This window comes from Rhodococcus sp. IEGM 1409 (assembly GCF_030056735.1).
Lineage (GTDB): Bacteria > Actinomycetota > Actinomycetes > Mycobacteriales > Mycobacteriaceae > Rhodococcus_F.
The window spans coordinates 20,083-46,447 of record NZ_JASHKN010000002.1 but is presented as its reverse complement, the minus strand read 5'-3'; the positions used below and the strand labels follow the sequence as shown (position 1 = coordinate 46,447).

Here is a 26,365-nt window from a genome sequence, read left to right as displayed (position 1 = left end):
ATCTTGACCAGCACCACTACAACCAGCGCTGCGAATACCGGAAACGGACGACGCGCGACTCATTCTGCCGAGCTGTGCAGGTTGACGGTACTTTCAGCGCATTCGCAGGTGGATCTTGCGGTGCCGCTTCGTGTTCCACTCGCGGTGGCCATTCCGGGCATTGTGGACACAATTGTCAACCACAGCAATTTCAACGAGTTCGACCACAGCACCGAACAATTCGAGCCCGTCGACTGGACTCTGTCGAAAGTCGGCAGGGCACCACTGTCACCGACGCTGTCGCTGCACGAGCACGGAATACGCGATGGGGAATTGCTCGTACTCGAGGCTGCGGACACGGCGGCCCCACCTCCACTCTTCGACGACATCATGTATACCGTCGCGGCCACGGACGCAGACATCTACCGACGCTGGACTCCGGTCACCGCGCGCATTGTCGGCTCGGCCACCGCCCTCGTCGCTTCGCTCATCGCGGCCCTCGCCCTGGTCCTCGGCTATACGGGACTGATAGGCGCCGTCTGCGGCGGAGTCACGTCCTTGGTGCTCACCGTCGCCGCCGTCGTGACAGCGCGCGTGTACGGAGACACTGCAAGTTCCGTCACGCTCGGATGCGCGTCGGTGCCGCTGGCGTTCGTCTCCGGCGTACTCTGCGTGCCCGGCACTGTTCTTTCGGCTCATCTGCTTCTCGGTTCGGCATTTGCAGCCGCGGTAACTCTGATCTGCCTCCGCTTGTGCGGTGCCGGATTAGCGGTTTTCACCGCACTTCTCGTCGTCCTTCTCGCGGCGGTGGGCACCTTTGCCGTCACGACGACGCTTCCCGAGGCGCGCACCGCGACCGTCAGCGGCGCGGCGATTGCCGCCGCATTGATCGTTCTCACGTTCACCGCTCGACTGTCGATGTTGTTCGCGCGACTACCGCTTCCCCCGGTTCCGACGCCGAGTAATCCCCTCGACGACGACCGCGACGGACTGCCCGAGCCCGAACTACCCGGGCTGGCCGAGTTGGCCGAAAGGGCAGGGCGGGCCCGTAGCTATCTGACCGGTCTGATCGCGGCCACGTCAGTAGTCGCGCTCACCGCTGCCGTCGCACTCGCGTGGTCCTGGTCTGGTCAGGAAATCGTCTGGCCGAACCTTGCTCTCGCGTTCGCGACTTCCGTCGTGCTGATGTTTCGTGGGCGCACCTACGCGGGCGCGCAGCAGGCGATCCCACTCATCACGGCCGGGATCTCGGTGATTCTCGTTCTCCTGGGTGACATGGCATGGGCGCATCGCGACTATGCGATGGTCATCTTCGCCATCACGATGATCGTTCTCCTCCTGGCACTGATTCTGGGAATCCTCGCCCCCCCAGAACACATTCAGCCCCGTGATGCGACGAGCAGCAGAACTGTTGGACCTCGCTGCGATTGCAGCAATCGTTCCGCTGATCTGCTGGGTCAGCGGACTCTTCGCGCTCATGCGTGGCCTCTGAGCGATCGGTGATCGATGGTGATTCGACGTGCAACAAACATCTGCGCCAGTCTCGTGATCGTTGTCTTCAGCGTTCTCGCCGGGGCGGGTGGCGCATCGAGCGCGGTTCCTTCCCCCATCGATCCTGCAATGCTGCCGGAGGACGGTCCGCCCGCACCTCCACAACCCACCGAACAAAGAACCCTGTGCATCCCAGCCGTGGCAGGTGGTGACGGTGCGGACATTCCACGTTCTCAACAAGATCTGGGATTCGATTCGGTGTGGCCGATCACCCGAGGGGCAGGACAGCGAATTGCCGTCATCGACACCGGCGTCAGCGGACATCCCCGGCTACCGTCGCTCGAAGGCGGCGGTGACTACGTCGGGACCTCCGATGGCACCGACGATTGTGACTCACACGGAACAGTCGTGGCCGGTCTCATCGCCGCCGAGCAAGTCGAGGGTTCCGGATTCTCCGGAGCTGCGCCGGACGCACAGATCATCTCGATCAGGCAGTCCAGTGCCGCTTTCTCGGTGGCCGGCCAACGCGAAGACCCTGCTGTAGCCGAGAACTCATCTGGGTACGGAAACGTCGACACCATGGCATCGGCCGTCCGTCACGCTGCGGACATGGGTGCAAGCGTCATCAACATCTCCGAAGTCGCCTGCAAGCCTGCCGGGGACGGGATCAACGACCAACGACTCGGCGCTGCAATCGAATACGCCGCGATCGCGAAGAATGTCGTAGTCGTCGCAGCTGCAGGTAACGTCGGATCCGGAGGTTGCAAGAACCAGAATCCGCCGCCGGATCCCCTCAATCCCCGAGCCGATCCATGGAACTCGGTTGTGACGATTGCCAGTCCGGCCTGGTACGACGACTATGTCCTCACAGTGGGGTCGGTAGACCCCAATGGCGCCGCCAGCTCCTTCAGCCTCGGCGGTCCATGGGTCGACGTGGCGGCGCCCGGCACCGGAATCACCTCACTTCACCCGACGTCGCCTGGTCTGACCAACGGAGTCTACGGTTCCGACGGCGCCGTACAGTCGTTCAACGGGACCAGTTTCGCTGCGCCCTATGTCGCGGCAACCGCCGCACTGGTCCGGTCGGTTCACCCGGAACTGACTGCACTTCAGGTCATGCGACGTATCGAAGCCACCGCCCACGCTCCGGCGCAGGGTTGGAATTCCTACATCGGTCACGGCGTCATCGATCCGCTCGCCGCGGTCACGGGCGAATTGGCCCCAGGGGAACGCGTCAAGGTCAACCATCAGTCGGTATCGATCGATCCCCTACCCACGCCACCGACCCCCGATAACCGATCTCGCGACGCGGCACTCGTCGGAGCCGGAACCGTCGGTACTCTCGCCTTACTGGCACTGTTGGCGTCGATGCCCATTCGTCGAGTAATTCGTCGGCGACTTCCCGAACGACGGAACGTCGATCTCTGAACTGTCAGACGCGTTCAGTTCACCGGAGCGGCCGGCGCTGAATCGGGGGCGACTCCGTCGTGAGCTATCAGTGCATTGCTCTTCTCGAGCGCAGGACCTGATGCAAGTAGATCGAGCATCTGCCAAGGCGCGCGATCAGGCGTTCGCGTCAATCCGAGCGCGCGAGCCGAGGTTTCGTCCGGTACTCCGTATTTCACACCGGTATCGGCTACGTAGAACACTCCGTCGTGTCTGGTGCTGTTCGTCTCGATTCCGGTCGCTTGAACAAACCCGCCGAAGCCCTGTTCGACATGGACACTGTCGAGATTGTCACCCGATCCGTCCGCCTGCGCCAAGGACACCAACTTGCCACCCTCCGGGATCGGAACCTGCAATCCAGCGATGAGTTTCAGCGTTGCAGAACTACTTTCGCCGCCCTCGACGGCAGGTGAGGGAGCCCATTCCAGACAGCCGACAGGTGCGTCGTGATCATCGACGATCGCTGGAGCCACCAGCGGTAACGAGTCGACGGCCAGCTCACTCACCGAGGGAATACGACTGATGGCATCAGGGGTGACGCTCGTGATCCCGGTGGCGCCCTGCGAATCCGAGAAGTAGATCAGTTGGGCAACTGCCGCACCGACCTTCTGGATACCGTTCTCGAGTACCACGTAGTACTGCGGGTCCGCACCCACCGAAACCTGGACGACGGAGCCGACAGTCTTGTTCTGCAGAGGAAACCGGGGCGCTGATCCCAGTTCGGGAATTCGCGGAGCCTCGACGCGCGGAACTTCGGGAATCGAATTCAGGAATCCGGTACTGATCGGTCGCGCCTGTGCCCCTTCCATCCCCAAAGCCCGCATGATCGCCGGATTGTCCACATCGATTGCCGCTCGCTTCCCGTCGTACACGAGAAAGTGAACGGAACCCGACTTCATCAGAAATGCACGGTCATTCGTCAGATATGTCGTGTTTTCATCGACTTTGGACGAGCCGACCAGCACCGACGTCGTCAACGATCTTCTCCCGTCCGATCCGACGGAATCGCATACCGTCCACATGGCGTTGGTCGGGTCGGCCGATTCCGGCAGCGCGGACGGTGCGCCGGGAATGCCGACGAGCGCGCCCCGGGGTTTCGCCTCGACCTCGGATGCCTTGACTATTGCCGGTTTTCCTGGCGAACCCAGAATCAGTCGAGCGGAAGCCAAGTTCAGCACAGGGCGAAAAGTACCCTCCATGGCGACGAACATTGCGCCCGATTCTTTTGCGACGACAATGTCGGCATCACCGATCTTGTCCTGTGGCCGAAACAGGGCGAGTACTGCGCAACCCGCCAATCCCAGTGCGGCGAGGACTATTCCGACGGTGAAGGCGCGCGACTGTGACCGCATCGGATCGTGAAGCATCCGTACGTCTCGTCTTACCAGCGCATGTTCCATCCGCCTGACCAAGAAACGGTATCCGTTGACCTGCCAGCGCGTGGTAGGTGTTGCAGCCATCATTCCCCCCGTGCCTTACATCCCCTTGCGAAGACACAGTACAGTTTCGCTGGGGCGGAAATTTCGGGTAGTAGGCAGGTCAGGTATCGGGGAGGAACCGTGGACCGATCGCGGTTGAAGCATTGGCCGTCGTCGCACAGGATTTCGGCGCGCGAATTCGTGTCGGCACAGATTCTCGGAATCGGTGCGGGCGGAATCGCGATGGTCAGTGGACTGAATTGGCTCTGGGCGCTGGCAATTGGTTGTGTGGTTGCCGGATCAATGCTGCTCCATGTGGGCGGTTGGTCGGTAATGTCCTGGATTGCCAGGTACTTTCGCTATCTTCGCCACAAGAACGTGGACGGCGGAACGATCGTCAGTTTTCACACCCCCTCCGAGCAGTCGATCGGGCTGTGGGTGGACGGATCTTCACTCGTTGCTGTCGTCGAGATCGCTCCCCCACGCGATTACCTGACCAGGATCGGGCGTCATTCGTTCGACGCGTCCCACCTTCTGCCCACGGCTGCGCTCGTGGATTGTCTTCATCAGCACGACATCTCGCTCACCGGCATCGACATTGTCAGTCACGGATATCGCGCCGCATCCGGCACCCCGGCCACCGAAGTCTACGAACGTCTCATCGGACCACTACCAGCCACTGCCACCAGAAGTGTTTGGCTTGCAGTACGTTTCGACGCTCTCGAGGGCTCTGCAGCAGTCGAGCGCCGCGGCGGGGGCGAACAGGGCGCGGGCCGCGCGATCGCTGTTGCCGCCAATCGTGTCACCCGGGTTCTCGATTCAGCGGGATGCAAGGCGCGGATCCTGACCGCACCGGAAATTGCCTCGTCCACTGCCCAGGTGACGAGAGGAGTCGCCAGCGACGAGATCATCGAAACGTGGCGAAGTACCCCATTGCCCGGCGTATCCAACGTGGGATACGGGATCGAGCCCCGCTTCATCACCACCTCGACCCTGACTCAAGTATGGGCAGTGGCAACGGTCGGGACATCCGTGACAATTCGGTTGCGCCCCACCGGCGAACGCGGAGAGGCAAAGGTCAGCGCGACATGCCGCTTCACCACGCGCAATCCACCTGAGAACGCACCGCTGGCCGGTTTGGTTTCGTTACGTGGGCGCCAACGCGACGGATTGCTGACCAACTTGCCGACCGCCCTGACTGCGCTGGACCAGATCACGCCGCACATCCGCATGGACGCGGGCACACTCGACTCACTCGCTCTACCTCTTGCCGGGTGCGGCCAGCTCATCGGCTCGGACCGAAACGGGCACGGTGTCACGGCCAGGATTTCGGGAACCGGCGTCAACACAGTTTTTGTCGCCGGCGAACTCTATCTGGCTCAGCAATTGATCTTCAGAGCCATCGCGACCGGCGCACGAGTACTCATCCACACCGATCGACCGGAAGCCTGGACCGCGCTCACCGACTCCATGGGAGTGCCCGACCGACTCCGCGTGTCCGGTCAGGGCGGTGGTCCTGAGGGCGCCTTCAACACTGTCGTGTTCGACGGAGTCGAGGGTCTGCCTCCGCGTGCCGGCGTGACCGCGATCTACGTGTACGGACATCCGCGCCAATGGCCTCGGATCGATCCTGAAATTTCGATAGTCCAGCCACTCGCACTCGGCGACAAGATCACGGTCGAAACCGGCCGCAGTCGCGTCGAACTGACCCTGGTGACCATTGCTTCCGAGACCTCGTTCATCGGCCGTCCACGAGCCGGCGACGCTCACCAGATGGCGTGATCGCGGCGGTTCCCGATCAGCCAGGGTATGGGTCACTCGCACGCTGCGTCCGCAATCCACTCCCCCACCAATGCAATTCACGAATCATCTTCTCGGTCGCATCGATCGCGATCGGATCGATGCCGTACGGCATGTGTCCGAATTGCTTACGTACCCGGTGAATGGTCACGCTTTGACGCACCGAGACCATGTGCAACTCCGCCACTACTTGCCTCAGCTGTTCGACGGCCCGAACACCACCTGAAATACCGCCGTAGGACACGAAGCCGATCGGCTTGGCCCGCCACTCGTGTTTCACGGAATCGAATGCGGTCTTGAGGGCAGCCGGATACCCGTGGTTGTATTCGGAGGTCACGGCAACGACAGCGTCGGCGCGCCCGATTCGCTTGCGGAAAACCTCCGTGGCAGGTGAATCCGAGAAGTCCTGGGGCAACGACAGCTCACTGAGGTCGATCACCGACACGTTCCACGACGGGTTCGTGGTTGCGCGCTCGACAAACCAATCCGCCACTGCTCGTCCTATTCGACCTTCGCGGACCGAGCCTACGATGACTTCGACGTTCAAAGGTGCCATGAACATCGATGCTAGCGACCTCTCACGCCGTGATCCCGTCCGTGATGAGTGCGGCCAATTCCCGATACGCGCTGGCATCGTCCAATCCCGTTGCCCGATAGACCGCGCGTTGCTGGATCCGAACCATTGTCGCCGCGGCCGCGTCGGCAACAAATGACGCGTGTACCTGCCGGAATGCGCCCAAATCCACCCCCTCCACGATCAGTGCTCGCACACGATCCGCGGCGATCGACGTGTTCTTCTCGTAAACCTGGCTCGCCGACGCCGATTCAGCGAGGTCTTCCATGAATTGACGGGACGCCGAGGACAACTGATCACCGACTGCTTCGAGATAGACCGCGACTCGACGAGTGGGTGTCGCCTCTGCAGCCACGGCACTCTCCACCGCATCGGTCGCCGCACGGAAGAAGTGAACCGTTACTGCGCGCACCAGATCCTCTTTGCCGGCCGCCACGGTGTACAAGGTGCTCTTGGAGCAGTGCAGACGAGCTGCGATCTCGTCGAGCGTGAGGTGGGCGAAACCCTCGCTCAAGAACAGCTCGACCAATTGATCGAACAGTTCTGCCCTGCGCGCAGTCGTCTTGTGAACCAGCCTTGCCATACGCAAGACAGTACTGCAGTATCGTTCTCAGTACTACTACCTAGCTAGGAGCCGACCGTGCCCGTCGAACGCCTGATGCCCAGCCAAGAAGCTCGCGATCTCATCGAACTGACGCGTGATGTCGCGGACAAGGTACTCGCGCCCAAGGTCAACGAATACGAGAAGGCCGAGAAGTATCCCGACGGAGTGTTCCCTGCACTCGGACAGGCAGGCCTACTGAGCCTTCCGTATCCCGAGGAGTTCGGTGGCGGCGATCAGCCGTACGAGGTCTACCTCCAAGTCCTCGAAGAGATCGCCTCGCGCTGGGCCGCGGTTGCCGTTGCGGTAAGCGTGCACAGCCTTTCATGCTTCCCGCTGTTCACCTTCGGGACCGACGAACAGAAGAACCGCTGGCTTCCGGACATGCTGGGTGGCAACACCATCGGCGCATACAGCCTCTCCGAAGCGCAGGCCGGATCCGACGCCGCCGCGTTGTCGTGCAAGGCGACCCCCACCGAAGGTGGTTACCGCGTCAACGGCTCGAAAGCCTGGATCACCAACGGCGGCAAGGCGGACTTCTACAACCTCTTCGCCCGCACCAGCGACGACGGCTCGCGCGGCATCTCCTGTCTCCTGGTGGACAAGGACACCGAGGGCCTCAGCTTCGGCAAGCCCGAAGAGAAGATGGGGCTACGCGCGGTCCCCACTGCCTCGGCGAACTACGACGACGCCTTCATTCCTGACGAGCGGTTGATCGGACAGCGCGGCCAGGGTCTCCCGATCGCCTTCAGCGCGCTCGACTCCGGCCGACTCGGAATCGCTGCTGTTGCCGTCGGAATCGCTCAGGGCGCGCTCGACGACGCGGTCGCTTACGCGAAGGAGCGCAAGGCTTTCGGCAAGCGGATCATCGATCACCAGGGACTCGGATTCGTGCTCGCAGACATGGCTGCCGCAGTTGACTCCGCACGTGCCACCTACCTCGATGCAGCCCGCCGCCGTGACGCCGGAGTGCCGTATTCGCGCAATGCCAGCGTCGCAAAGCTTGTTGCCACCGACGCGGCAATGAAGGTCACTACCGACGCCGTTCAGGTATTCGGCGGGTACGGATACACCCAGGACTTCCCCGTCGAGCGCTACATGCGCGAGGCCAAGATCACGCAGATCTTCGAGGGCACCAACCAGATTCAGCGACTGGTCATCGCGCGCCAGCTGGCCGGATAGCCGCCCGATGAAAATGCCCTCCCACACAGAGTGGGAGGGCATTTTGCATGAAGGTGATCAGTCGCCGCAGCACCCGCCCGAAGACGGAATCTCGCGGGTCTCACGGGTAATCGCGTTGCGGGCAGCCAGTTCCGAGTAGTCGGGGTAGTCCACGCGGACCAACGAAAGTCCGTGCGCCGGCGCAACGAGGATGGAACTGGACCGCGAAGTTTCGTCGAGCAAACCTGCCACCCAGTCGGCGGTGCGCCGTCCCTCACCGACGGAGAGGACTGCGCCTACAAGACTCCGCACCATCGACCAGCAGAATGCGTCAGCATTCACGTAAGCCGTGAACACCGTGCCCTCTTGTGCCCAGTCGAAACGTTGCAGCTCCCGCACCGTCGTGGCACCTTCTCGACGCTTGCAGAATGCCGCGAAGTTGTGAAGGCCGAGAAGCCGATTCGACGCCTCCTGCATCGCGCCGAGATCGAGTGGTTTGGGGTACGACACGGTGTCGCGTGCGCGCAGGGGTTCCACTCCGAATGCCGCGTTGGTCACCCGGTACTCGTAATAGCGTCGCACCGCCGAGAATCGTGCGTCGAAGTCGCCGGGAACCGCCGAGATCTCTTTGACCCGAACATCCTTGGGCAGGAAGCGCGCCAGTCTGCGCACGAGCCGCGACGGATCATCCGGGAGCATGTCCGCCGGGACGTCGACGTGCGCGACCTGACCCGTCGCATGTACCCCGGCATCGGTCCGGCCGGCAACCGTCAGCTGAACCGGTTGTCGTAGAACGGTTCCCAACCTGTCTTCGATCTCACCGCACACCGTGCGCAGGTCGGTCTGGCGGGCCCAACCCGAGAAGTCGGTACCGTCGTACGAAATATCGAGCCGCAATCGAACGAGCCCGCCGTCCCCGATGGGGGCGGCGGGCTCGTTCGATTCAGCGTGTGCCGAAACCAAGGGAACTAGTCCTTCTTGGCCTCTTCGGCTTCGGGAGCGTCGGCCGCAGTAGCGGTCTCGTTCTCGATAGCCTCGACGACTGCGTCAGCGTTCTCGACCTCAGCCTCGGTCGCGTCGGCCTCTACGGCCTCGACGACGTTCTCTGCGGCGGGAGCGTCCTGCGAGGACTTGACGCGACGAGCGCGATCGGCCTCGGAGGTGACGGTCTTTTCCTTGACGAGCTCGATGATTGCCATCGGAGCGTTGTCACCCTTGCGGGGGATCGTCTTGATGATGCGGGTGTATCCACCGTTACGGTCCGCGTAGAACGGGCCGATCTCGGCGAACAGGGTGTGAACGACATCCTTGTTGCGGATGACCTTCAGCACCTCACGACGGTGAGCCAGCGTGCCGGCCTTTGCGTGCGTGACGAGCTTCTCGGCGTAGGGGCGCAGTGCCTTGGCCTTGGACTCGGTGGTGGTGATGCGGCCGTGCTCGAAGAGCGCGGTAGCCAGATTGGCGAAAATCGCCTTCTGGTGGGAAGCCGACCCGCCGAAGCGGGCACCCTTCTTGGGCTTGGGCATGATTGATCTCCTAGTAAAGGACCTGAGCTGCTACAGCTGTTCGGTCTCGGCGTAGTCCTCGGTACCCTCGGCATCGCCGAAGGAACCGGCATCAGTGTCACTCCACGTTCCGGTGGCGGGGTCGTACCCGGCAACGGTGGTGGGATCGAAGGATGCGGGGCTGTCCTTGAGGGACAGGCCGAGCGAATGCAGCTTGACCTTGACCTCGTCGATGGACTTCTGTCCGAAGTTGCGGATGTCGAGCAGATCGGACTCGGTACGGCCGACAAGCTCACCGACGGTGTGAACACCTTCGCGCTTGAGGCAGTTGTAGGAACGGACCGTGAGGTCCAGATCCTCGATGGGGAGTCCGAAGGAAGCGATGTGATCGGCCTCGGCGGGCGAGGGTCCGATCTCGATGCCTTCTGCTTCGACGTTCAGCTCACGGGCCAGGCCGAAGAGCTCAACCAGGGTCTTGCCCGCAGAAGCGAGCGCGTCCCGTGCGGTGATGGAGTTCTTCGTTTCCACGTCGAGAACGAGCCGATCGAAGTCGGTGCGCTGTTCGACGCGAGTGGCCTCCACCTTGTAGGTGACCTTGAGCACCGGCGAGTAGATCGAGTCGACCGGGATACGGCCGATCTCGGCGCCGGACGCCTTGTTCTGGACGGCGGGGACATAGCCGCGACCGCGCTCGACAACGAGCTCGATCTCCAGCTTTCCCTTGTCGTTCAGGGTGGCGATGTGCAGATCAGGGTTGTTCACGGTGACGCCTGCCGGGGGCACGATGTCGCCTGCGGTAACAGCGCCGGGGCCCTGCTTGCGGACGTACATGGTGACCGGCTCGTCCTCTTCGGAGTTCACGACGAGTCCCTTGAGGTTCAGGATGATGTCGGTGACATCTTCCTTCACGCCCGGGACGGTGGTGAACTCGTGGAGAACGCCGTCGATACGGATGCTGGTGACAGCAGCGCCGGGGATCGACGAGAGCAGCGTGCGGCGCAGCGAATTGCCGAGCGTGTACCCGAAACCTGGCTCCAGGGGCTCGATGACGAACTTCGAGCGGTTATCAGCGATGACCTCTTCGGTCAGCGTGGGTCGCTGAGAAATGAGCATTGGTATTTCCTCCTGTACGGACGTCCACTATTTGACGCCCACGATGGGAAAGGGCCTGCGGCCCTGTGAGCGGTTGAGGAGTCCGGAGACTCCTCAACCACTCACGGGGTGCGAAGCGCCTTACTTCGAGTAGTACTCGACGATGAGCTGTTCCTGCAGAGCGATGTCGATCTGCGCGCGCTCGGGAAGCTGGTGAACCAGGATCCGCAGACGCGAGCCGACAACCTGCAGCCACCCGGGAACCGGGCGATCGCCGACGGTCTCACGCGCAACCTGGAACGGAAGCGTGGAGAGCGACTTCTCCTTGACATCGATGATGTCGTACTGCGAGACGCGGTAGCTCGGAATGTCGACCTTCTTGTTGTTCACGAGAAGGTGACCGTGCGTGACCAGCTGACGTGCCTGACGGCGCGTGCGAGCGAGGCCTGCGCGGTACACGACGTTGTCGAGACGCGACTCGAGGATGCGAAGCAGGTTCTCGCCGGTCTTGCCGGGGCGGTTGTTCGCCTCCTTGTAGTACAGGCGGAACTGCTTCTCCATGACGCCGTAGGTGAAGCGAGCCTTCTGCTTCTCCTGCAGCTGGAGCAGGTACTCGCTCTCCTTGATACGCGCGCGGCCGTGCTGTCCGGGCGGGTACGGGCGACGCTCGAATGCCTGGTCGCCTCCAACGAGGTCGACGCGCAGACGACGCGACTTGCGGGTGATGGGTCCGGTATAACGTGCCATTTTCTTCTACCTATCCTTCCCGCTATACCCGACGCCGCTTGGGCGGACGGCAGCCGTTGTGCGGCTGGGGGGTTACATCGGAAATGGTGCCGACCTCGAGGCCAGCAGCCTGGAGGGAACGGATTGCGGTCTCGCGACCGGATCCCGGTCCCTTGACGAAGACGTCAACCTTCTTGACACCGTGCTCCTGCGCCTTACGGGCAGCGCTCTCAGCAGCAAGCTGAGCGGCGAAGGGAGTCGACTTACGCGATCCCTTGAAGCCGACGTGTCCCGAAGACGCCCAGGAAATGACATTTCCGGCGGGGTCCGTGATGGACACGATGGTGTTGTTGAAGGTGCTCTTGATGTGAGCGGCGCCGTGCGGGATGTTCTTCTTATCCCTGCGGCGCGTCTTCTGGGTCTTCTTCGGACCGGTGCTACGTGACTTCGGGGGCATTACTTCGCCTTCTTCTTGCCGGCAATGGTGCGCTTCGGACCCTTACGGGTACGGGCGTTGGTCTTGGTGCGCTGACCACGCACGGGCAGACCACGACGGTGGCGCAGGCCCTGGTAGCAGCCGATCTCGATCTTGCGACGGATGTCGGCCTGAACCTCGCGGCGAAGGTCACCCTCGACCTTGAGCGACTCCTCGATGTACTCGCGGAGCTTTGCCAGGTCCTCGTCCGAGAGGTCCTTGCTCCGGAGATCCGGGCTGACGCCGGTGGCGTCAAGGATTTCCTTGGAGCGGGTACGGCCGATGCCGTAGATGTATGTCAGTGCGATCTCCATGCGCTTTTCGCGAGGAAGATCAACACCAGAGAGACGTGCCATGGTGGCATTTCCTTATCGGTGTGCGGAGGTCTGCTCCCAGCCCTTCCCCTGTGCCTCTTGCCGAGTACCGACGCCCGAAGGCGCAGATGATCTCATCAACTAACTCAGTGGGGCCCCGGCCTCCGTGCCGGGGGTGAACCATTGTCCGACCTTGGCGATCGGTGAACGATCGCGTGGGGTCTCGTCAACAATGGCTGGTACTGGGAGGTCTTCTTTGCTTGTTGCCAAGCAGATCTTCGAAAAGCTAGATCTAGCCCTGACGCTGCTTGTGACGCAGGTTCTCGCAGATCACCATGACTCGACCGTTACGGCGAATCACTTTGCACTTTTCGCAGATCTTCTTGACGCTCGGCTGAACCTTCACGTCTTCTGATCTCCTGTTTTGTCGCAGCCCTCCGCGATGAACCGCGGCAGACATACTTCTCCCTGACCCAGGTCAGGTCCGGGAAGTTCGTTACTTGTAGCGGTAAACGATGCGTCCGCGCGACAAGTCGTAGGGCGAGAGCTCTACGACAACGCGATCTTCCGGGAGGATGCGAATGTAGTGCTGACGCATCTTTCCGCTGATGTGGGCGAGGACCTTGTGGCCATTCTCGAGCTCAATGCGGAACATCGCATTGGGCAGCGGCTCGACTACTCGTCCTTCGACCTCGATGGCCCCGTCTTTCTTAGCCATATCCTCCGCGATCCGTTTGGTTTGGCATGCTTCGTGCATCGGCTTGCGTTACATTGGCACGCAATGGAAAGATCGTCGACAATTCGCAAGCCCGAGCCCGGAGCAATCCGGGCGTAAGCACGCGAACTATCGACGCGCATAGCGCACCGCCTAGCCATGTTACGCGATGTAAACGACCAGGCCAAATGCGCCTCCGTCAGGGTGACGACGCACACCACTCCCCCATCGAAAAAGTCCCAGCCTCGCAATGAGGCTGGGACTTCTCGAACGTGAATCACGCTCGCTGCCAACACTTGTCAGCGACGGCGTCAACTACTCCGGCCGGAGGGTAAGAATCCGCGGCCCATCTTCGGTCACGGCGACTGTGTGTTCCCAGTGCGCTGCACGGGAACCGTCGGTGGTCACGACAGTCCAGTCGTCGTCGAGAATCACCGTGTCGGTGGTGCCGAGCGTGAGCATCGGCTCGATCGCCAGGCACGATCCGACAACCAATTCAGGACCCTTACCCGGGGCACCTTCGTTGGCGAGGAACGGATCCATGTGCATTTCCCGACCGATTCCGTGTCCACCGTATCCGTCGACGATGCCGTAGGAACGACCGTGCAACTTCTCGGCGGCATGGGTGCCGACCTCGATCGCGTGCGAAACATCTGTCAGACGGTTGCCTGCGATCATCGCCGCGATCCCGGCTTCCATCGAAAGCCGAGTTGCCTCGCTCAGTTCCTGATCGGCGACGCTGATCTCGCCGACACCGAACGTCCAAGCAGAGTCACCGTGCCAACCGTCGAGGATCGCACCGCAGTCGATCGAAACGAGGTCACCTTCGGCCAGGATGTCCTGAGCCGAAGGGATCCCGTGAACGACGCGATCGTTGACCGAAGAGCAGATCGAACCGGTGAAGCCGTGGTACCCGAGGAACGAAGGCACGGCGCCGGCGTCACGAATGACGGATTCTGCGACCGCGTTCAGTTCCAAAGTGCTGACACCGGGCTTCGCCGCAGCGCGCACCGCCACCAAAGCCGAACCCACGATCGCACCGGCAGCAGCCATCGCGTCGAGTTCGCCCGCGGAGCGGAACGGAACAACCTTGCGCTTACGCCCGAAGACCATTACTTGCCCAACGCTGCCAGTGCGCGTGCGTTGACCTCTTCGACCTCGCCGATCGCGTCGACGGAGACGATGCTGTCCTTGTAGTAGTCGAACAGCGGTGACGTCTCGTCGCGGTAGACCCGGAGACGGTTGCGGATGACGTCCTCGGTGTCGTCGGCACGACCGCGGGCGAGCATGCGCTCGACCACGATGTCCTCGTCTACGACGAAGGACAGAACACCGTCGAGCTTGGTGTCGAGGTCCTTCAAGATTCCCTCGAGTGCCTGAGCCTGTTCGACCGAGCGCGGGAAACCGTCGAGAAGGAATCCGTTTGCTGCGTCCGGTTCTGCGACGCGAGCCTTCACCATGTCGTTGGTGATCGAACTCGGTACGAGTTCACCGGCGTCGATGTACTTCTTTGCTTCTACACCGAGAGCGGTGGCCTGACCGATGTTCGCGCGGAAGAGATCGCCCGTCGAAATGTGGGGAACGCCGAACTTCTCGGACAAGATAGCGGCCTGGGTGCCCTTGCCGGCACCGGGAGGACCAAGGAGGACAAGTCTCACTTGAGGAACCCTTCATAGTTACGCTGCATTAGCTGACTCTCGATCTGCTTCACGGTGTCCAGACCGACGCTGACCATGATCAGCACCGCGGTGCCACCGAACGGCAGGTTCTGCGCGCCGCCACCATTCCCGATATCGAGGAACAGGTTGGGCAGAACAGCAATGGTGCCGAGGTAAATCGCACCCGGAAGGGTGATGCGACTCAGCACGTAGTTGAGGTAATCCGCGGTCGGTTGACCGGGTCGGATACCGGGGATGAAGCCACCGAACTTCTTCATCTCGTCGGCGCGCTCTTCGGGATTGAAGGTGATGGCGACGTAGAAGTACGTGAAGAAGACGATCAGGCCGAAGTAGATCGCGATGTACACCGGGTTGGCCGGGTTCACCAGGTAGGTGTTGATCAGGCGCTGCCACCAGCTGGGGTCGACCGCTGTGCTGGCCGAAGTCAGCTGTGCGATCAAGTTCGGGAGGTACAGCAGTGAAGACGCGAAGATCACCGGGATGACGCCGGCCTGGTTGACCTTCAGTGGCAGGTACGTCGAGGATCCGCCGTACATCTTGCGTCCGACCATCCGCTTTGCGTACTGCACCGGAATGCGGCGCTGACCCTGCTCGACGAAGACGACACCGGCAATGATCAACAGCGCTGCGAGGCAGACGAAGGCGAAGACCAGCGGACCGCGGCTGTCGAGAATCGACTTGCCCTCGCTCGGGATACGCGATGCGATACCGGCGAAGATGAGGAGCGACATACCGTTGCCGACGCCGCGTTCGGTGATGACCTCACCGAACCACATGACCATGGCAGCACCGGCAGTCATGACCAGCACGATGATGACAAGACCGAAGATCGACTTGTCGGCGATGATGTCGTCACAGCCCTGGAGCAACTGTCCACGTGCCGCGAGGGCAACGATGCCAGTCGACTGCAGGATGGCCAGAGCGATGGACAGGTAACGCGTGTACTGCGTCATCTTGGCCTGACCGGACTGGCCTTCTTTTCGAAGTTCCTCGAACTTCGGGATCACCACGGTCAGCAGCTGCACGATGATGCTTGCCGTGATGTACGGCATGATGCCGATCGCAAATATCGACATCTGGAGCAGAGCGCCACCGGAGAACAGGTTGATCAGCGAGTAGATACCTGCTGAGTCACCGGAGTTGGCGATATCGATGCACTGACGCACGCGGCCGTAGTCGACACCTGGGGACGGAATTAGAGCGCCGACCCGATACAGAGCCACCAAGCCGAGGGTGAAGAGGATCTTCCGCCTCAGGTCTGGGGTCCTGAGGGCCGAGACGAAGGCGGAAAGCAAAGATCCTCCTGGCACGACGGTAGGGAGACAGATCGTTTTGACCTGTCGAACTTTTGAACTCTAACAGTGAGCATTTGGGAACTAAGCGGGCAGACCACGAAACCGGGTAAGCCGAAGATACATTTGCCACTCGGTGACCAGAATACTGACCTATCCGAGCAAGCACGACCAATCTGTGACACGACCGCGTAGACGCCGATGGCCGCAACGCAGCAAACGCTGCGCTGCGGCCATCGGACTAGCTAAGCGTGATCACTCACAGCTCGGTAGCGGAACCACCGGCAGCAGCAATCTTTTCCTTGGCGGAACCGGTGAACTTGTCGACGGTCACCTGAACGGCAACAGTCAGTTCGCCGTCGCCCAGAACCTTGACGAGCTGGTTCTTGCGGACTGCGCCCTTGGTGACGAGATCCTCGACCGTGATTGCTCCACCTTCGGGGAACAGACGGGCGATGTCGCCGACATTGACGACCTGGTACTCGGTGCGGAAGGGGTTCTTGAAGCCCTTGAGCTTGGGCAGACGCATGTGAAGCGGCATCTGTCCACCCTCGAAGCCCACGCGCACGGTGTTACGTGCCTTGGTGCCCTTGGTACCGCGACCTGCGGTCTTACCACGCTTGCCGCCCTCACCGCGTCCAACACGAATCTTGTTGGACTTGGATCCGGGAGCGGGGCGCAGGTGGTGCAGTTTGATGGTCATGGTTAGACCTCCTCAACTGTTACGAGGTGGCGCACCACGTTGATCAGACCGCGGTTCTGTGCGTTGTCCTCACGAACAACGGTCTGACGGATGCCCTTGAGACCGAGCGTGCGCAGAGAATCCTTCTGGTTCTGCTTGGTCCCGATGATGCTCTTGATCTGAGTGACCTTGAGATCTGCCATTACTTCACACTCCCAGCAGCCTGTGCGCGAGCGCGAAGCATGCCGGCGGGTGCAACCTCTTCGAGGGTGAGGCCGCGGCGAGCCGCAACTTCCTCGGGACGCTGCAGACCCTTGAGCGCAGCAACGGTCGCATGCACGACGTTGATGGCGTTGTCGCTACCGAGCGACTTCGACAGGATGTCCGCGATTCCAGCGCACTCCAGCACGGCGCGCACAGCGCCACCGGCGATAACACCGGTACCGGGGCTTGCCGGGCGAAGCATGACGATGCCGGCAGCAGCCTCACCCTGGACGGGGTGAGTGATGGTGTTGGCGATCATCGGGACGCGGAAGAAGCTCTTGCGAGCCTCCTCGACACCCTTCTGGATGGCCGCGGGAACTTCCTTGGCCTTTCCGTAACCGACGCCGACCAGTCCGTTGCCGTCTCCGACGATCACCAGAGCGGTGAAGCTGAAGCGACGACCACCCTTGACGACCTTGGAAACGCGGTTGATCGTGACAACGCGCTCGATGAACTGTGACTTCTCCGCAGCGTTTCCGCCACGGCCACCGTCGCGACGGTCACGGCCGCCACCACGGTTGTCCCCACGAGCGTTGCTGTTGTCACCGCTGTTGGGGCCATTCTGTCCGGCGGGTCCGCTTCCGCCGTCACGCCTTTGACGTCCCGGCATCAGGCTGTCCTTCCGTTGAAAATGTTGGTCATCAGAACTTCAACCCGCCTTCGCGAGCCGCGTCTGCCAAGGCCGCGATGCGACCGTGGTAGCCGTGTCCACCGTGGTCGAAGACAACTGCTTCCACGCCGGCAGCCTTGGCGCGCTCGGCGATCAGCTGACCGACCTTCGCGCTCGCAGCCTTCTTGTCGCCTTCTGCCACGCGCACGTCGGCTTCGATGGTCGACGCGGAGGCCAGGGTGTGGCCTGCCAGGTCGTCCACGAGCTGGACGTGGATGTGGCGCGAGGACCGGTTGACGACCAAGCGAGGACGCTCGGGCGTGCCGGAGACCTTCTTGCGGAGACGGAAGTGACGACGCGTCTTCGAGAGACGACGCTTGGTGGACGCATCCTTGCCCAGCGGAACCCGCTTGGCTTTCTGGTTTGCAGTCTGGCTCATATCACTTACCCGTCTTTCCGACCTTGCGGCGGATCTGCTCACCCTCGTAACGCACGCCCTTACCCTTGTACGGGTCCGGACGACGGAGACGACGGATGTTGGCCGAGATCTGCCCGACCTTCTGCTTGTCGATGCCGGACACCGAGAACCGGGTGGGCGACTCGACGACGAAGGTGATGCCTTCGGGAGCCTCGATCGGCACCGGGTGGCTGAAGCCGAGCGCGAACTCGAGGTCCTTGCCCTTCAGTGCCACACGGTAACCCACACCGTGGATCTCCATCTTCTTCGTGTAACCCTCGGTAACACCGGTGATGATGTTCGCAACGAGGGTCCGCGACAGACCGTGCAGCGCGCGGCTACGACGCTCGTCGTCGGGGCGCGTGACGCTCAGCGAGCCGTCCTCTGCCTTTTCGATTGCGATGGGCTCGGAGATGGTCAGCGCGAGGGTGCCCTTGGGACCCTTGACGGTGACATCCTGGCCGCTGATCGTGACGTCAACGCCCGCGGGGACGGTGACCGGAATCTTTCCAATACGCGACATTGTGGTGGCCTCCCTTACCAGACGTAGGCGAGGACTTCCCCGCCTACTCCTTGATTGGCCGCCTGGCGATCGGTGAGCAGACCGGACGACGTGGAGATGATGGCCACGCCGAGGCCTCCGAGGACCTTGGGCAGGTTGGTGGACTTCGCGTAAACCCGGAGACCGGGCTTGGAAACGCGACGCACGCCGGCGAGGCTACGCTCGCGGCTGGGTCCGTACTTCAGGTCGACGATGAGGGTCTTGCCGACCTCAGCGTCTTCGGTACGGAAATCGGAGATGTAGCCCTCACGCTTGAGGATCTCGGCGATGTTCGCCTTGATCTTCGAGTGGGGAAGCTTCACCTCATCGTGGTACGCCGTGTTGGCGTTGCGCAGACGCGTCAAGAAGTCTGCGATGGGGTCAGTCATGGTCATAGGTCGACCTCGACACCTTTCTCGCTGTGGTTCCCATGCAACACCGGACGAATCCGATCGTGGGCCTCCAGCAATTCGGCTGGGCCGTCCGACTTGTGTCAGACGGCGTAAGTTACCGCACCGAGCTGAACGCATGCGTCAGCCACGGCAACCGCTCTAGTGTAGGGAACTTTGTCGCGGGTGTCCACTGGGATACCGAGTCGTCTACCTCACCGCCGCCCGGAAGACACTGCCGGGCTAGGTAACGAGGCGTCCCGAAATCCGAACTGCTCGTTCGGGACCGAAGATCGACATCGACGGCCGATGGATCGTTTCGACCCAGAGTTGCAGCGGGACAGTTTTTTCAGGATCAGCACGATGCACACTTAGCGCACATCTCGGTTGAAACGGCGAATGGGCGTGGGCTCCAAAGGAACCCACGCCCATTCACATGCGTGGTGTGACGAAGCCCGAGGGCCTCAGATCACCAAGAGCTCTTGCGAACTCCGGGAAGCTCGCCGGCGTGAGCCATCTCGCGAACGCAGATACGGCACAAGCCGAACTTGCGGAACACCGAGTGCGGGCGACCGCACCGCTGGCAGCGGGTGTAGGCGCGAACCGCGAACTTGGGCTTCTTGTTGGCCTTGTTGACCAATGCCTTCTTAGCCATACGCTCAGTTCTCCTTGAACGGGAAGCCGAGGTGCTTGAGCAGTGCACGGCCTTCTTCGTTGTTGGTTGCGGTGGTCACGACGGTGATGTCCATACCGCGGGGGCGATCGATCTTGTCCACGTCGATCTCGTGGAACATCGACTGCTCGTTGAGGCCGAACGTGTAGTTGCCGTTGCCGTCGAACTGGTTGCCCGAGAGACCGCGGAAGTCGCGGATACGGGGCAGAGCGACAGACACGAGGCGGTCCAGGAACTCCCACATGCGGTCGCCACGGAGGGTGACGCGTGCGCCGATGGGCATACCTTCGCGGAGCTTGAACTGCGCGATGGACTTACGTGCCTTGCGGATCTCGGGCTTCTGGCCCGTGATCAGCGACAGGTCCTGGACAGCGCCGTTGATCAGCTTGGCGTCACGGGCAGCGTCGCCGACGCCCATGTTGACGACAACCTTGACGACGCCGGGGATCTGCATGACGTTCGAGTAGTCGAACTCGCTGTTGAGCGCGTCCTTGATCTCAGCGCGGTAGCGTGCCTTGAGGCGCGGCTGGACCTTGTTTTCGGTGGAGGTCATGTCAGATGTCCTTCCCGTTCTTCCGGGAAACCCGAACGCGCTTGCCGGACTCTTCGTCGGTGCGGTAGCCCACGCGAGTGGGGTTTCCGTCCGAGTCGACGACTGCAACGTTGGAAACGTGGATCGGGGCTTCCTGCGTGACGATGCCGCCGGAGGATGCTCCGCGCTCGTTCGCGGAAACCGCGGTGTGCTTCTTGATTCGGTTCACGCCTTCGACGAGGACCTTGTCGGTCGCGGGGTAGGCCTGAATGACCTTGCCCTTCGCTCCCTTGTCCTTGCCGGCGATGACCAGAACGGTGTCACCCTTGTGCACCTTCATCACAGCACCTCCGGGGCAAGCGAAACGATCTTCATGAACTTCTTCTCGCGCAGCTCACGGCCGACGGGTCCGAAGATGCGGGTTCCACGGGGATCGCTGTCAGCCTTGATGAGCACTGCGGCGTTCTCGTCGAACTTGATGTAGGAACCGTCCGGACGACGGCGCTCCTTGGTCGTGCGAACGATGACGGCCTTGACGACCTCACCCTTCTTGATGTTTCCACCGGGGATTGCGTCCTTGACGGTGGCGACGATGACGTCACCGATCCCGGCGTAGCGACGTGACGAACCGCCGAGAACGCGGATGCAAAGGATTTCCTTGGCACCCGTGTTATCAGCGACGCGAACTCGCGACTCCTGCTGAATCACTTGATCTCCCTAGACCTGGAATTTCGTGCGCAACGGATTACCGACCCGGTGCGCGCGGTCATTGTTGCCACCTGCGTCGTGTCTGAGCTGCAGTCCCACCGACTGACGTCGGGAGACGATCACTGCAAGCACCGTTCGAGCTGCGCACGTGAAGACACACCTCTGCCACAGGCAACCGTTCTATTGTAGGGAAGGGTTCGCCGATTACCAAATGAGCTCCTGACCGGATCACTCGAGCTAGACCGCTGCCAGCACCCGTCCGACCGTTTGGGATGATGACCGGACTTGGTCGAGTGGGGGTGTCGGTTATGCGATGGTCGGTGATCCCGATGACAGGCATTGCCGACGTGAATGGCGCACCACTCGACGTCCTGCAGGTGGGGTTCGATCCCCTGCCCGACGACGGACCTGCCATCGTCAGCTGTCGAATCATCCAGGTGAGGACTGCCGCAGATGTAGTCGCAGGCATTCTCGATCAGTTCGAGGCGGCCGCTCTCGCGCTTTTTCCCGCATGGTTGCCCGGGGGAGATTCTCTCGACTCCGCCAGCTCGTTGGACGTACGGGCGGCTCGCGCCCTCTCTGCCCGTTTGGCGTCCACGTCCGAGCATTTCGGTCCGTTTGTCAGGCGAATCGCCGAATCTTCGGTGTCCGGTCAGCGCCCACGGCCGGAAGAATTCTCTCGAGAGACTCGCGTAGGCGGTCTGGTCCGAATCCTGGCCAGGTCTTATCACCGTGACCGATTAGCCGTGCTACTCACCGCCCCGGACGGCCTGACCTTCGAACAGCAGCGTGCGCTGGCCGCGGCGTGCGAGTGGTTACATACACATGGCGGGTTGACGATCTGGCTGGCGGACTCGCCGATTCCGGATATCGACCGCTTCCCCGTGGTGACCGTCGCTTGGCAACCGTTGACAACACCCGCCGACCTCGCACCACCGCCAGTGATCAGCACGCCGAGTACTGCCGCTTCTGCCGCGACGCAGCTCCGCTTCCCTCCCGTATCCGGGCGGCCACATCCGGCCAGCGCGGCCGAACTGACACTCGAGGCCGCACTACTCCATACCCAATGGGCAGCGGGCAGATTGTGGAATCCGACATACCAGCCCAATCCGCTCGATGCACCGATCCGTGTGGATCTGCTGTGGAAGGACGAGAAGTGCGTCGTAGAAGTAGACGGCGACGACCATCGAACTCTCTACAAATATGCCGCAGATAGGTTGCGGGACAATGCTCTTCACCTGAACGGCTACATAGTTCTGCGATTCACCAATCGGCAGATCTTCGAAGACCTCAGTGCCGTTCTCGACACCATCGGGACACTTCTCCACACTCGACGCGGCGCAATACATGGCACTCCCAGCTCACCAGCACTATCCGAATCCGAAAGGACCCTGCAGTGACCCACTCCGACCTGACCCCTACCGAGGCACTGATCCTCCTTGTCCTCATGTCGGAATCGCGTGAGGTGCCGAACCCGGAACTCAAGAAGCTCGGACCGGAACTGCGCCCGGCAAGTCGGGAGAAACTCAATGCGCTGGGCCTGATCGAGAGCAATACCGAGGTGCGGCCGTTCACTCACATCCTCACCGATCGCGGCTGGGCAGTGGCGGCCGAGTTGATCGGCGCCGACGCCCCGACCGGGTCGCTCAGTCCGATGAAGGCGCTCTACACGGTCCTGGCCGGTCTGCGTCGACATTTCGATCGCACCGATCTGCGCCCGTCCGAGGTCTTCCTGCCCCGGTCCGAAGCCCCCGAAACGGGAACGGCGACGGCGACGGCGACGAACGAGCGCACCGAAGGCGAGGAAGTCGAGAACCTGATCGTCAGGACATACGCCGAATTGGCGGCCACCCCCGGCGCCTGGGTCCGGCTCGCCAGGTTACGACCAGCTCTCGCCGGTACGTCGCGCACGGAATTCGACCGTGCGCTTACGCAGCTCCAACGCCGACCGAACGTCAATCTGATCCCGGAAGAGAACCAGAAAACGCTCACCAGCGACGACCGCGACGCCGCGCTGTTTCTGGGCAACCAGCACAATCACCTGATCTCGATCGAGGCGAAATGACGCCGGAAGAACGCAAAGCACTCGAGTCGATCAGACTCAGCTGGGCGCCGACGCCGGAGGATGTCTGGCGGCCCCAGACCGATCTCCATGTCCCTGGTCTGCACGAACACGCCATGACCGATGTCCTGGCCGCATTCCACGACGCCGGACGCAGTAGCGACTCGAGCCCATTGGGTGTGATCGTGCACGGCCCGGCCGGTTCGGGGAAAACCCATCTCCTCGGCCAGGTTCGCGAGAAGGTGCAGCAGGAAGGCGGCTACTTCTTCCTGATCCGATTGCTCGACGCCGAAGGTTTCTGGCGTTCGGTTCTGGTTGGCATGCTCGACGATCTCGGCCGACCCGCGATCGATCACTCGACGCAGCTCGAGTGCCTGATCGACCGCCTTGCGGGCGAAGCGGAGGTGAACGACGAGGTTCGACGATCCGTTCTCGGGCTCGACGAACTGACTCCCCCCGCATTGGAAACATTCGTCGCGGCGGTGTACCGCAAGCACCCACGCCACCGCCGGTCGTCGCAGCACACACTGCGTGCGCTGGTCCTGTTGTCTTCGGCAGACCCGACACTCCAGGACACGGGCGATGCTTATCTGCAGTCGATCGAGAGCGTCGAACCCGCGGAATTCGCACGCTGGGGTATCAGAGTGGCAGTGCTCGGACACCAGGGCATCGCAGAGAACATCTCCCGGCTTCTCGCGATCACCGGCTCGACCGTGCTCGCCGTCGATCAGATCGACACCTTGGTGGCCCAATCACGCACGGGCGCAGATCAAGTCGACGATCAGATGACCGAGGACCTCCTGGTCGAACAGATCGCTCACGGTCTGATGTCGCTTCGCGAAACGATGTGTCGGACGGCCTCGGTCGTGTCCTGCCTGTCAGCCGCGTGGGAACTGATCGCCACCCGGGCGACCGCCTCCGTCCAGGACCGATTCCGCTTGACCACTCCCCTGCAGCGCATTCCGTCCTCGGACATCGGACGGATGCTGCTCACGCGACGCTTCGCTATCGGCTATCACGAACTCGATTTCGAGCCGCCGTATCCCACCTGGCCGGTCGCCGAGAGCGCGTTCGGCCAGGCACCCGATTACACCCCACGACAGCTGCTCATCAAGGCCGACAAACACATTCGTGCCTGCCTGGCGGCCGACGAGGTTTCCGAGCTGGATTCATTCGACAGCACCACGGGCGGCGATTCTGTCAACGTCGCGGTCTCACCGCCCTCGGGCCTCGATGAACTCGACGCTCGCTTTGCCAAATTGATCGCGGCAGCACCTGGCTCCTCGGTCTTGGGCCCGTCCGTCGAAGACACCGAGTTGCCTGCGCTGTTGAGTGCCGGTCTCATGGCATGGATTCACGAGTGCCAAGTCGACGACGACGCTCTCATCATCGATCCCCCACCAGGCGCAAAACCGGCACTGCACGCCCGCATCAAACATGTGCAAGCGACAGAGGCCGAGGAACACTGGGCATTCCGGGCGATTTCGGCCACCAACAGTAAAGCCGTTCTGAGCCGTATCCAAAAGGCATGCACTTCTGCCGGTTTGGCACAGGGCGTCGCGAAACGCCGACTCTTCCTCATTCGCAACGATGCGTGGCCGTCCGGTCCCAAGACCATTGCGACCGTCAACGCATTCGAACAAGCTGGTGGCCGAACCGTCCCGCTCTCCATTAGGGACGAGGCGATGCTGCGAGCACTCGGCACTCTGCTTACGGAAAACTCTGCAGGCCTGGAGAATTGGCTGATCGCCAGGAAGCCCGCACACGATATCGCGTTGTTCCGCACCACACTTGCGGCCCTCGCCTCAGCTGGGACGCCCACGGTTCCGGACAACGATCCGCCGGCGACGCCAGGCCCGTCTGACGACACTGTAGCGGTCCCCCGCATTCGGGAACCGGAGGACGCGGAACTGGCAATCCCACCGGACTCCATCCCGATCGGGGCGACGGTGGGCTCCCGACGACCGGTGTCGGTCAAGCTCGAGGCGCTACGCAAGCACACCGCGATCTTTGCTGGCTCCGGCTCTGGCAAGACGGTCCTCATCCGCCGTTTGGTGGAAGAGTGCGCCATGCAGGGAGTTTCGTCGATCATCATCGATCCGAACAACGACCTCTCACGCTTGGGAACAGCGTGGCCCCCGAACACGCGACAATGGGATTCTGCGGATGCGGCCAAGGCCGACGACTATCTCGAAAACACCGAGGTTCTCGTCTGGACACCGCGGCGGACCGGAGGGCGACCGCTGAGTCTGCAGCCGCTTCCTGATTTTGCCGGCGTCATCGACGATCCGGACGAACTCGGCGCCGCCATAGACTCGGCTGTCGCCGCACTCGCACCGCGCGCTAACGCAGTCGGCGGAACTTCCCGGTCGAAGCTGATGCGAGCGGTGCTACAACAGACCGTCCAAGACTTCGCACTCCGGTCACGTAGCAGTGAGCTCGCGGACCTGATCGATCTGCTCGAGAATCTGCCGGAGGGTACGAGCAACCTTCGAGACGCCACGGTTCTGGCTGCCGAATTGGCCGAGAACCTCAAGGCATCCACGGCCAACGATCCGCTCTTCGGTGGATCCGGCTCTCCGATGGACCCAGGGCTGCTGCTCACTCCGTCGGCCGGAAAACGAGCCCGGGTGTCGGTGATCAACCTCTCGGGGCTGACCTCGGACGAACAACGCCACGGCTTCGTCAACCAGCTGCAAATGGCGTTGTTCGCCTGGATCAAGAAGAACCCGGCCGGTGAACGGCCCCTCGGCGGACTGTTCGTCATGGACGAGGCACAGAACTTCGCACCCTCTGGCAAGACGGTCGCCTCAACCGAAAGCACCTTGGCGCTGGCATCTCAGGCTCGCAAGTACGGCCTCGGCCTGGTCTTCGCCACCCAGTCCCCGAAGGGCCTGCACAATCGCATTCCGGGTAATGCCTCCACCCAGTTCTACGGGCTCCTCAACAGTCCCGCACAGATCGACGCGGCCAAGGAAATGGCCCGGGTCAAGGGTGGCGACGTCGCTGATATCGGACGCCTACCCACCGGGCAGTTCTACACCGCCATCGAAGGCTCCGGATTCCAGAAGACTCAGACACCACTGTGCCTGACCTACCATCCCAAGAGCCCACCCACCGAAGAAGAGGTATTGCTGCTCGCTCGAGGTGGAGCCGCTACCGACTGACCGAGCGCCAAT

31 protein-coding genes are annotated in these 26,365 nt (G+C 62.1%); 7 read left to right on the top strand and 24 right to left on the bottom strand.

The annotated features are described in order from the left end of the window. Nucleotides 1–3: 3 nt before the first annotated feature. Together eccD and mycP are read left to right on the top strand one after the other, a co-directional pair. Nucleotides 4–1,482 carry a type VII secretion integral membrane protein EccD gene (gene eccD / locus QM716_RS06160; protein WP_283303175.1) on the top strand — a complete coding sequence of 493 codons (1,479 nt, stop codon included), beginning with the start codon at nucleotides 4–6 and terminating at the stop codon, nucleotides 1,480–1,482. Nucleotides 1,483–1,488: 6 nt separating this feature from the next. Then, nucleotides 1,489–2,898 (top strand): type VII secretion-associated serine protease mycosin, encoded by a 1,410-nt coding sequence (mycP, locus tag QM716_RS06155; RefSeq protein ID WP_502941990.1) that lies wholly within the window; start codon nucleotides 1,489–1,491, stop codon nucleotides 2,896–2,898. Nucleotides 2,899–2,912: 14 nt separating this feature from the next. Here the strand turns inward: mycP and eccB are convergent, their stop codons facing one another. Further along, complete coding sequence (gene eccB / locus QM716_RS06150) at nucleotides 2,913–4,379, bottom strand: type VII secretion protein EccB (protein WP_283303171.1); 1,467 nt, start codon at nucleotides 4,377–4,379, stop codon at nucleotides 2,913–2,915. Nucleotides 4,380–4,475: 96 nt separating this feature from the next. Here eccB and eccE point away from each other — a divergent pair, with 96 nt between their 5' ends. Then, a complete protein-coding gene (eccE, locus tag QM716_RS06145) occupies nucleotides 4,476–6,116 on the top strand; it encodes a type VII secretion protein EccE (protein WP_283303169.1) in 1,641 nt (546 codons plus the stop codon). Between the two features lie 16 nt (nucleotides 6,117–6,132). Here eccE and QM716_RS06140 read toward each other — a convergent pair whose 3' ends face one another. Both QM716_RS06140 and QM716_RS06135 read right to left on the bottom strand, forming a co-directional pair. Then, a complete protein-coding gene (locus QM716_RS06140; RefSeq protein WP_283303167.1) occupies nucleotides 6,133–6,690 on the bottom strand; it encodes an NADPH-dependent FMN reductase in 558 nt (185 codons plus the stop codon). A gap of 22 nt (nucleotides 6,691–6,712) precedes the next feature. Beyond that, the gene (locus tag QM716_RS06135; RefSeq protein ID WP_283303166.1) at nucleotides 6,713–7,291 is read right to left on the bottom strand and encodes a TetR/AcrR family transcriptional regulator; all 579 of its coding nucleotides are present in this window, start codon (nucleotides 7,289–7,291) and stop codon (nucleotides 6,713–6,715) included. Between the two features lie 57 nt (nucleotides 7,292–7,348). Here QM716_RS06135 and QM716_RS06130 point away from each other — a divergent pair, with 57 nt between their 5' ends. Further along, nucleotides 7,349–8,491 carry an acyl-CoA dehydrogenase family protein gene (locus tag QM716_RS06130; protein ID WP_283303164.1) on the top strand — a complete coding sequence of 381 codons (1,143 nt, stop codon included), beginning with the start codon at nucleotides 7,349–7,351 and terminating at the stop codon, nucleotides 8,489–8,491. 57 nt (nucleotides 8,492–8,548) lie between these two features. On the opposite strand, the gene truA is transcribed toward QM716_RS06130, so the two are convergent. The 21 genes from truA to rplN form a co-directional block, all read right to left on the bottom strand. Beyond that, nucleotides 8,549–9,433, bottom strand: a complete 885-nt coding sequence (gene truA, locus QM716_RS06125) for a tRNA pseudouridine(38-40) synthase TruA (RefSeq protein WP_283303162.1) — start codon at nucleotides 9,431–9,433, stop codon at nucleotides 8,549–8,551. Between the two features lie 5 nt (nucleotides 9,434–9,438). Continuing rightward, entirely contained in the window at nucleotides 9,439–9,996 is a 558-nt protein-coding gene (gene rplQ, locus QM716_RS06120; RefSeq protein WP_283303160.1) for a 50S ribosomal protein L17, read from the bottom strand. A 30-nt stretch (nucleotides 9,997–10,026) separates the two neighbouring features. After that, complete coding sequence (locus QM716_RS06115; RefSeq protein ID WP_283303158.1) at nucleotides 10,027–11,088, bottom strand: DNA-directed RNA polymerase subunit alpha; 1,062 nt, start codon at nucleotides 11,086–11,088, stop codon at nucleotides 10,027–10,029. A 120-nt stretch (nucleotides 11,089–11,208) separates the two neighbouring features. Continuing rightward, nucleotides 11,209–11,814 carry a 30S ribosomal protein S4 gene (gene rpsD, locus QM716_RS06110; protein WP_003940769.1) on the bottom strand — a complete coding sequence of 202 codons (606 nt, stop codon included), beginning with the start codon at nucleotides 11,812–11,814 and terminating at the stop codon, nucleotides 11,209–11,211. Between the two features lie 22 nt (nucleotides 11,815–11,836). Beyond that, the gene (rpsK, locus tag QM716_RS06105) at nucleotides 11,837–12,250 is read right to left on the bottom strand and encodes a 30S ribosomal protein S11 (RefSeq protein WP_003940683.1); all 414 of its coding nucleotides are present in this window, start codon (nucleotides 12,248–12,250) and stop codon (nucleotides 11,837–11,839) included. Further along, the gene (gene rpsM, locus QM716_RS06100; RefSeq protein ID WP_003940834.1) at nucleotides 12,250–12,624 is read right to left on the bottom strand and encodes a 30S ribosomal protein S13; all 375 of its coding nucleotides are present in this window, start codon (nucleotides 12,622–12,624) and stop codon (nucleotides 12,250–12,252) included. The genes rpsK and rpsM overlap by 1 nt, the downstream gene beginning before the upstream one ends. A gap of 250 nt (nucleotides 12,625–12,874) precedes the next feature. Beyond that, nucleotides 12,875–12,988, bottom strand: a complete 114-nt coding sequence (rpmJ, locus tag QM716_RS06095) for a 50S ribosomal protein L36 (RefSeq protein ID WP_003938068.1) — start codon at nucleotides 12,986–12,988, stop codon at nucleotides 12,875–12,877. A gap of 90 nt (nucleotides 12,989–13,078) precedes the next feature. After that, nucleotides 13,079–13,300, bottom strand: coding sequence for a translation initiation factor IF-1 (gene infA, locus QM716_RS06090; RefSeq protein ID WP_003418601.1), 222 nt, complete (start codon nucleotides 13,298–13,300; stop codon nucleotides 13,079–13,081). 312 nt (nucleotides 13,301–13,612) lie between these two features. Next, nucleotides 13,613–14,410, bottom strand: a complete 798-nt coding sequence (map, locus tag QM716_RS06085) for a type I methionyl aminopeptidase (protein WP_003940806.1) — start codon at nucleotides 14,408–14,410, stop codon at nucleotides 13,613–13,615. Beyond that, nucleotides 14,410–14,955, bottom strand: a complete 546-nt coding sequence (locus QM716_RS06080) for an adenylate kinase (RefSeq protein ID WP_003940868.1) — start codon at nucleotides 14,953–14,955, stop codon at nucleotides 14,410–14,412. The genes map and QM716_RS06080 overlap by 1 nt, the downstream gene beginning before the upstream one ends. Continuing rightward, nucleotides 14,952–16,271, bottom strand: coding sequence for a preprotein translocase subunit SecY (gene secY, locus QM716_RS06075; RefSeq protein ID WP_230812251.1), 1,320 nt, complete (start codon nucleotides 16,269–16,271; stop codon nucleotides 14,952–14,954). The genes QM716_RS06080 and secY overlap by 4 nt, the downstream gene beginning before the upstream one ends. A gap of 256 nt (nucleotides 16,272–16,527) precedes the next feature. Further along, nucleotides 16,528–16,971 (bottom strand): 50S ribosomal protein L15, encoded by a 444-nt coding sequence (gene rplO, locus QM716_RS06070; RefSeq protein WP_283303153.1) that lies wholly within the window; start codon nucleotides 16,969–16,971, stop codon nucleotides 16,528–16,530. 2 nt (nucleotides 16,972–16,973) lie between these two features. Beyond that, the gene (gene rpmD / locus QM716_RS06065) at nucleotides 16,974–17,153 is read right to left on the bottom strand and encodes a 50S ribosomal protein L30 (RefSeq protein ID WP_003940751.1); all 180 of its coding nucleotides are present in this window, start codon (nucleotides 17,151–17,153) and stop codon (nucleotides 16,974–16,976) included. Further along, the gene (gene rpsE, locus QM716_RS06060) at nucleotides 17,153–17,824 is read right to left on the bottom strand and encodes a 30S ribosomal protein S5 (RefSeq protein ID WP_003940718.1); all 672 of its coding nucleotides are present in this window, start codon (nucleotides 17,822–17,824) and stop codon (nucleotides 17,153–17,155) included. The genes rpmD and rpsE overlap by 1 nt, the downstream gene beginning before the upstream one ends. A gap of 31 nt (nucleotides 17,825–17,855) precedes the next feature. Then, nucleotides 17,856–18,263: a 50S ribosomal protein L18 gene (gene rplR, locus QM716_RS06055; RefSeq protein ID WP_230812249.1), complete on the bottom strand. Its 408-nt coding sequence runs from the start codon at nucleotides 18,261–18,263 to the stop codon at nucleotides 17,856–17,858. Between the two features lies 1 nt (nucleotide 18,264). Next, nucleotides 18,265–18,804, bottom strand: coding sequence for a 50S ribosomal protein L6 (rplF, locus tag QM716_RS06050; RefSeq protein WP_003940970.1), 540 nt, complete (start codon nucleotides 18,802–18,804; stop codon nucleotides 18,265–18,267). A 14-nt stretch (nucleotides 18,805–18,818) separates the two neighbouring features. Beyond that, complete coding sequence (gene rpsH, locus QM716_RS06045) at nucleotides 18,819–19,217, bottom strand: 30S ribosomal protein S8 (RefSeq protein ID WP_003940873.1); 399 nt, start codon at nucleotides 19,215–19,217, stop codon at nucleotides 18,819–18,821. Between the two features lie 463 nt (nucleotides 19,218–19,680). After that, a complete protein-coding gene (locus QM716_RS06040; RefSeq protein ID WP_003940698.1) occupies nucleotides 19,681–19,866 on the bottom strand; it encodes a type Z 30S ribosomal protein S14 in 186 nt (61 codons plus the stop codon). A 4-nt stretch (nucleotides 19,867–19,870) separates the two neighbouring features. Continuing rightward, entirely contained in the window at nucleotides 19,871–20,437 is a 567-nt protein-coding gene (gene rplE / locus QM716_RS06035) for a 50S ribosomal protein L5 (protein ID WP_283303149.1), read from the bottom strand. Between the two features lies 1 nt (nucleotide 20,438). Continuing rightward, entirely contained in the window at nucleotides 20,439–20,756 is a 318-nt protein-coding gene (rplX, locus tag QM716_RS06030; protein ID WP_283303147.1) for a 50S ribosomal protein L24, read from the bottom strand. Further along, nucleotides 20,756–21,124, bottom strand: a complete 369-nt coding sequence (gene rplN, locus QM716_RS06025) for a 50S ribosomal protein L14 (protein ID WP_003940951.1) — start codon at nucleotides 21,122–21,124, stop codon at nucleotides 20,756–20,758. Before rplN ends, rplX begins: the two co-directional genes overlap by 1 nt. Nucleotides 21,125–21,453: 329 nt before the next feature. Between rplN and QM716_RS06020 the strand changes: the two genes are divergently transcribed. Genes QM716_RS06020 through QM716_RS06010 form a run of 3 tightly spaced genes read left to right on the top strand, consistent with a single transcriptional unit; the run spans nucleotide 21,454 to nucleotide 26,353 of the window. Continuing rightward, complete coding sequence (locus QM716_RS06020; protein ID WP_283303145.1) at nucleotides 21,454–22,524, top strand: endonuclease domain-containing protein; 1,071 nt, start codon at nucleotides 21,454–21,456, stop codon at nucleotides 22,522–22,524. Next, on the top strand, nucleotides 22,521–23,189 hold the full coding sequence (locus tag QM716_RS06015; RefSeq protein ID WP_283303143.1) for a hypothetical protein: 669 nt from the start codon (nucleotides 22,521–22,523) through the stop codon (nucleotides 23,187–23,189). Before QM716_RS06020 ends, QM716_RS06015 begins: the two co-directional genes overlap by 4 nt. Further along, nucleotides 23,186–26,353 (top strand): helicase HerA domain-containing protein, encoded by a 3,168-nt coding sequence (locus QM716_RS06010; protein WP_283303141.1) that lies wholly within the window; start codon nucleotides 23,186–23,188, stop codon nucleotides 26,351–26,353. The genes QM716_RS06015 and QM716_RS06010 overlap by 4 nt, the downstream gene beginning before the upstream one ends. The last annotated feature ends 12 nt before the right edge of the window (nucleotides 26,354–26,365 follow it).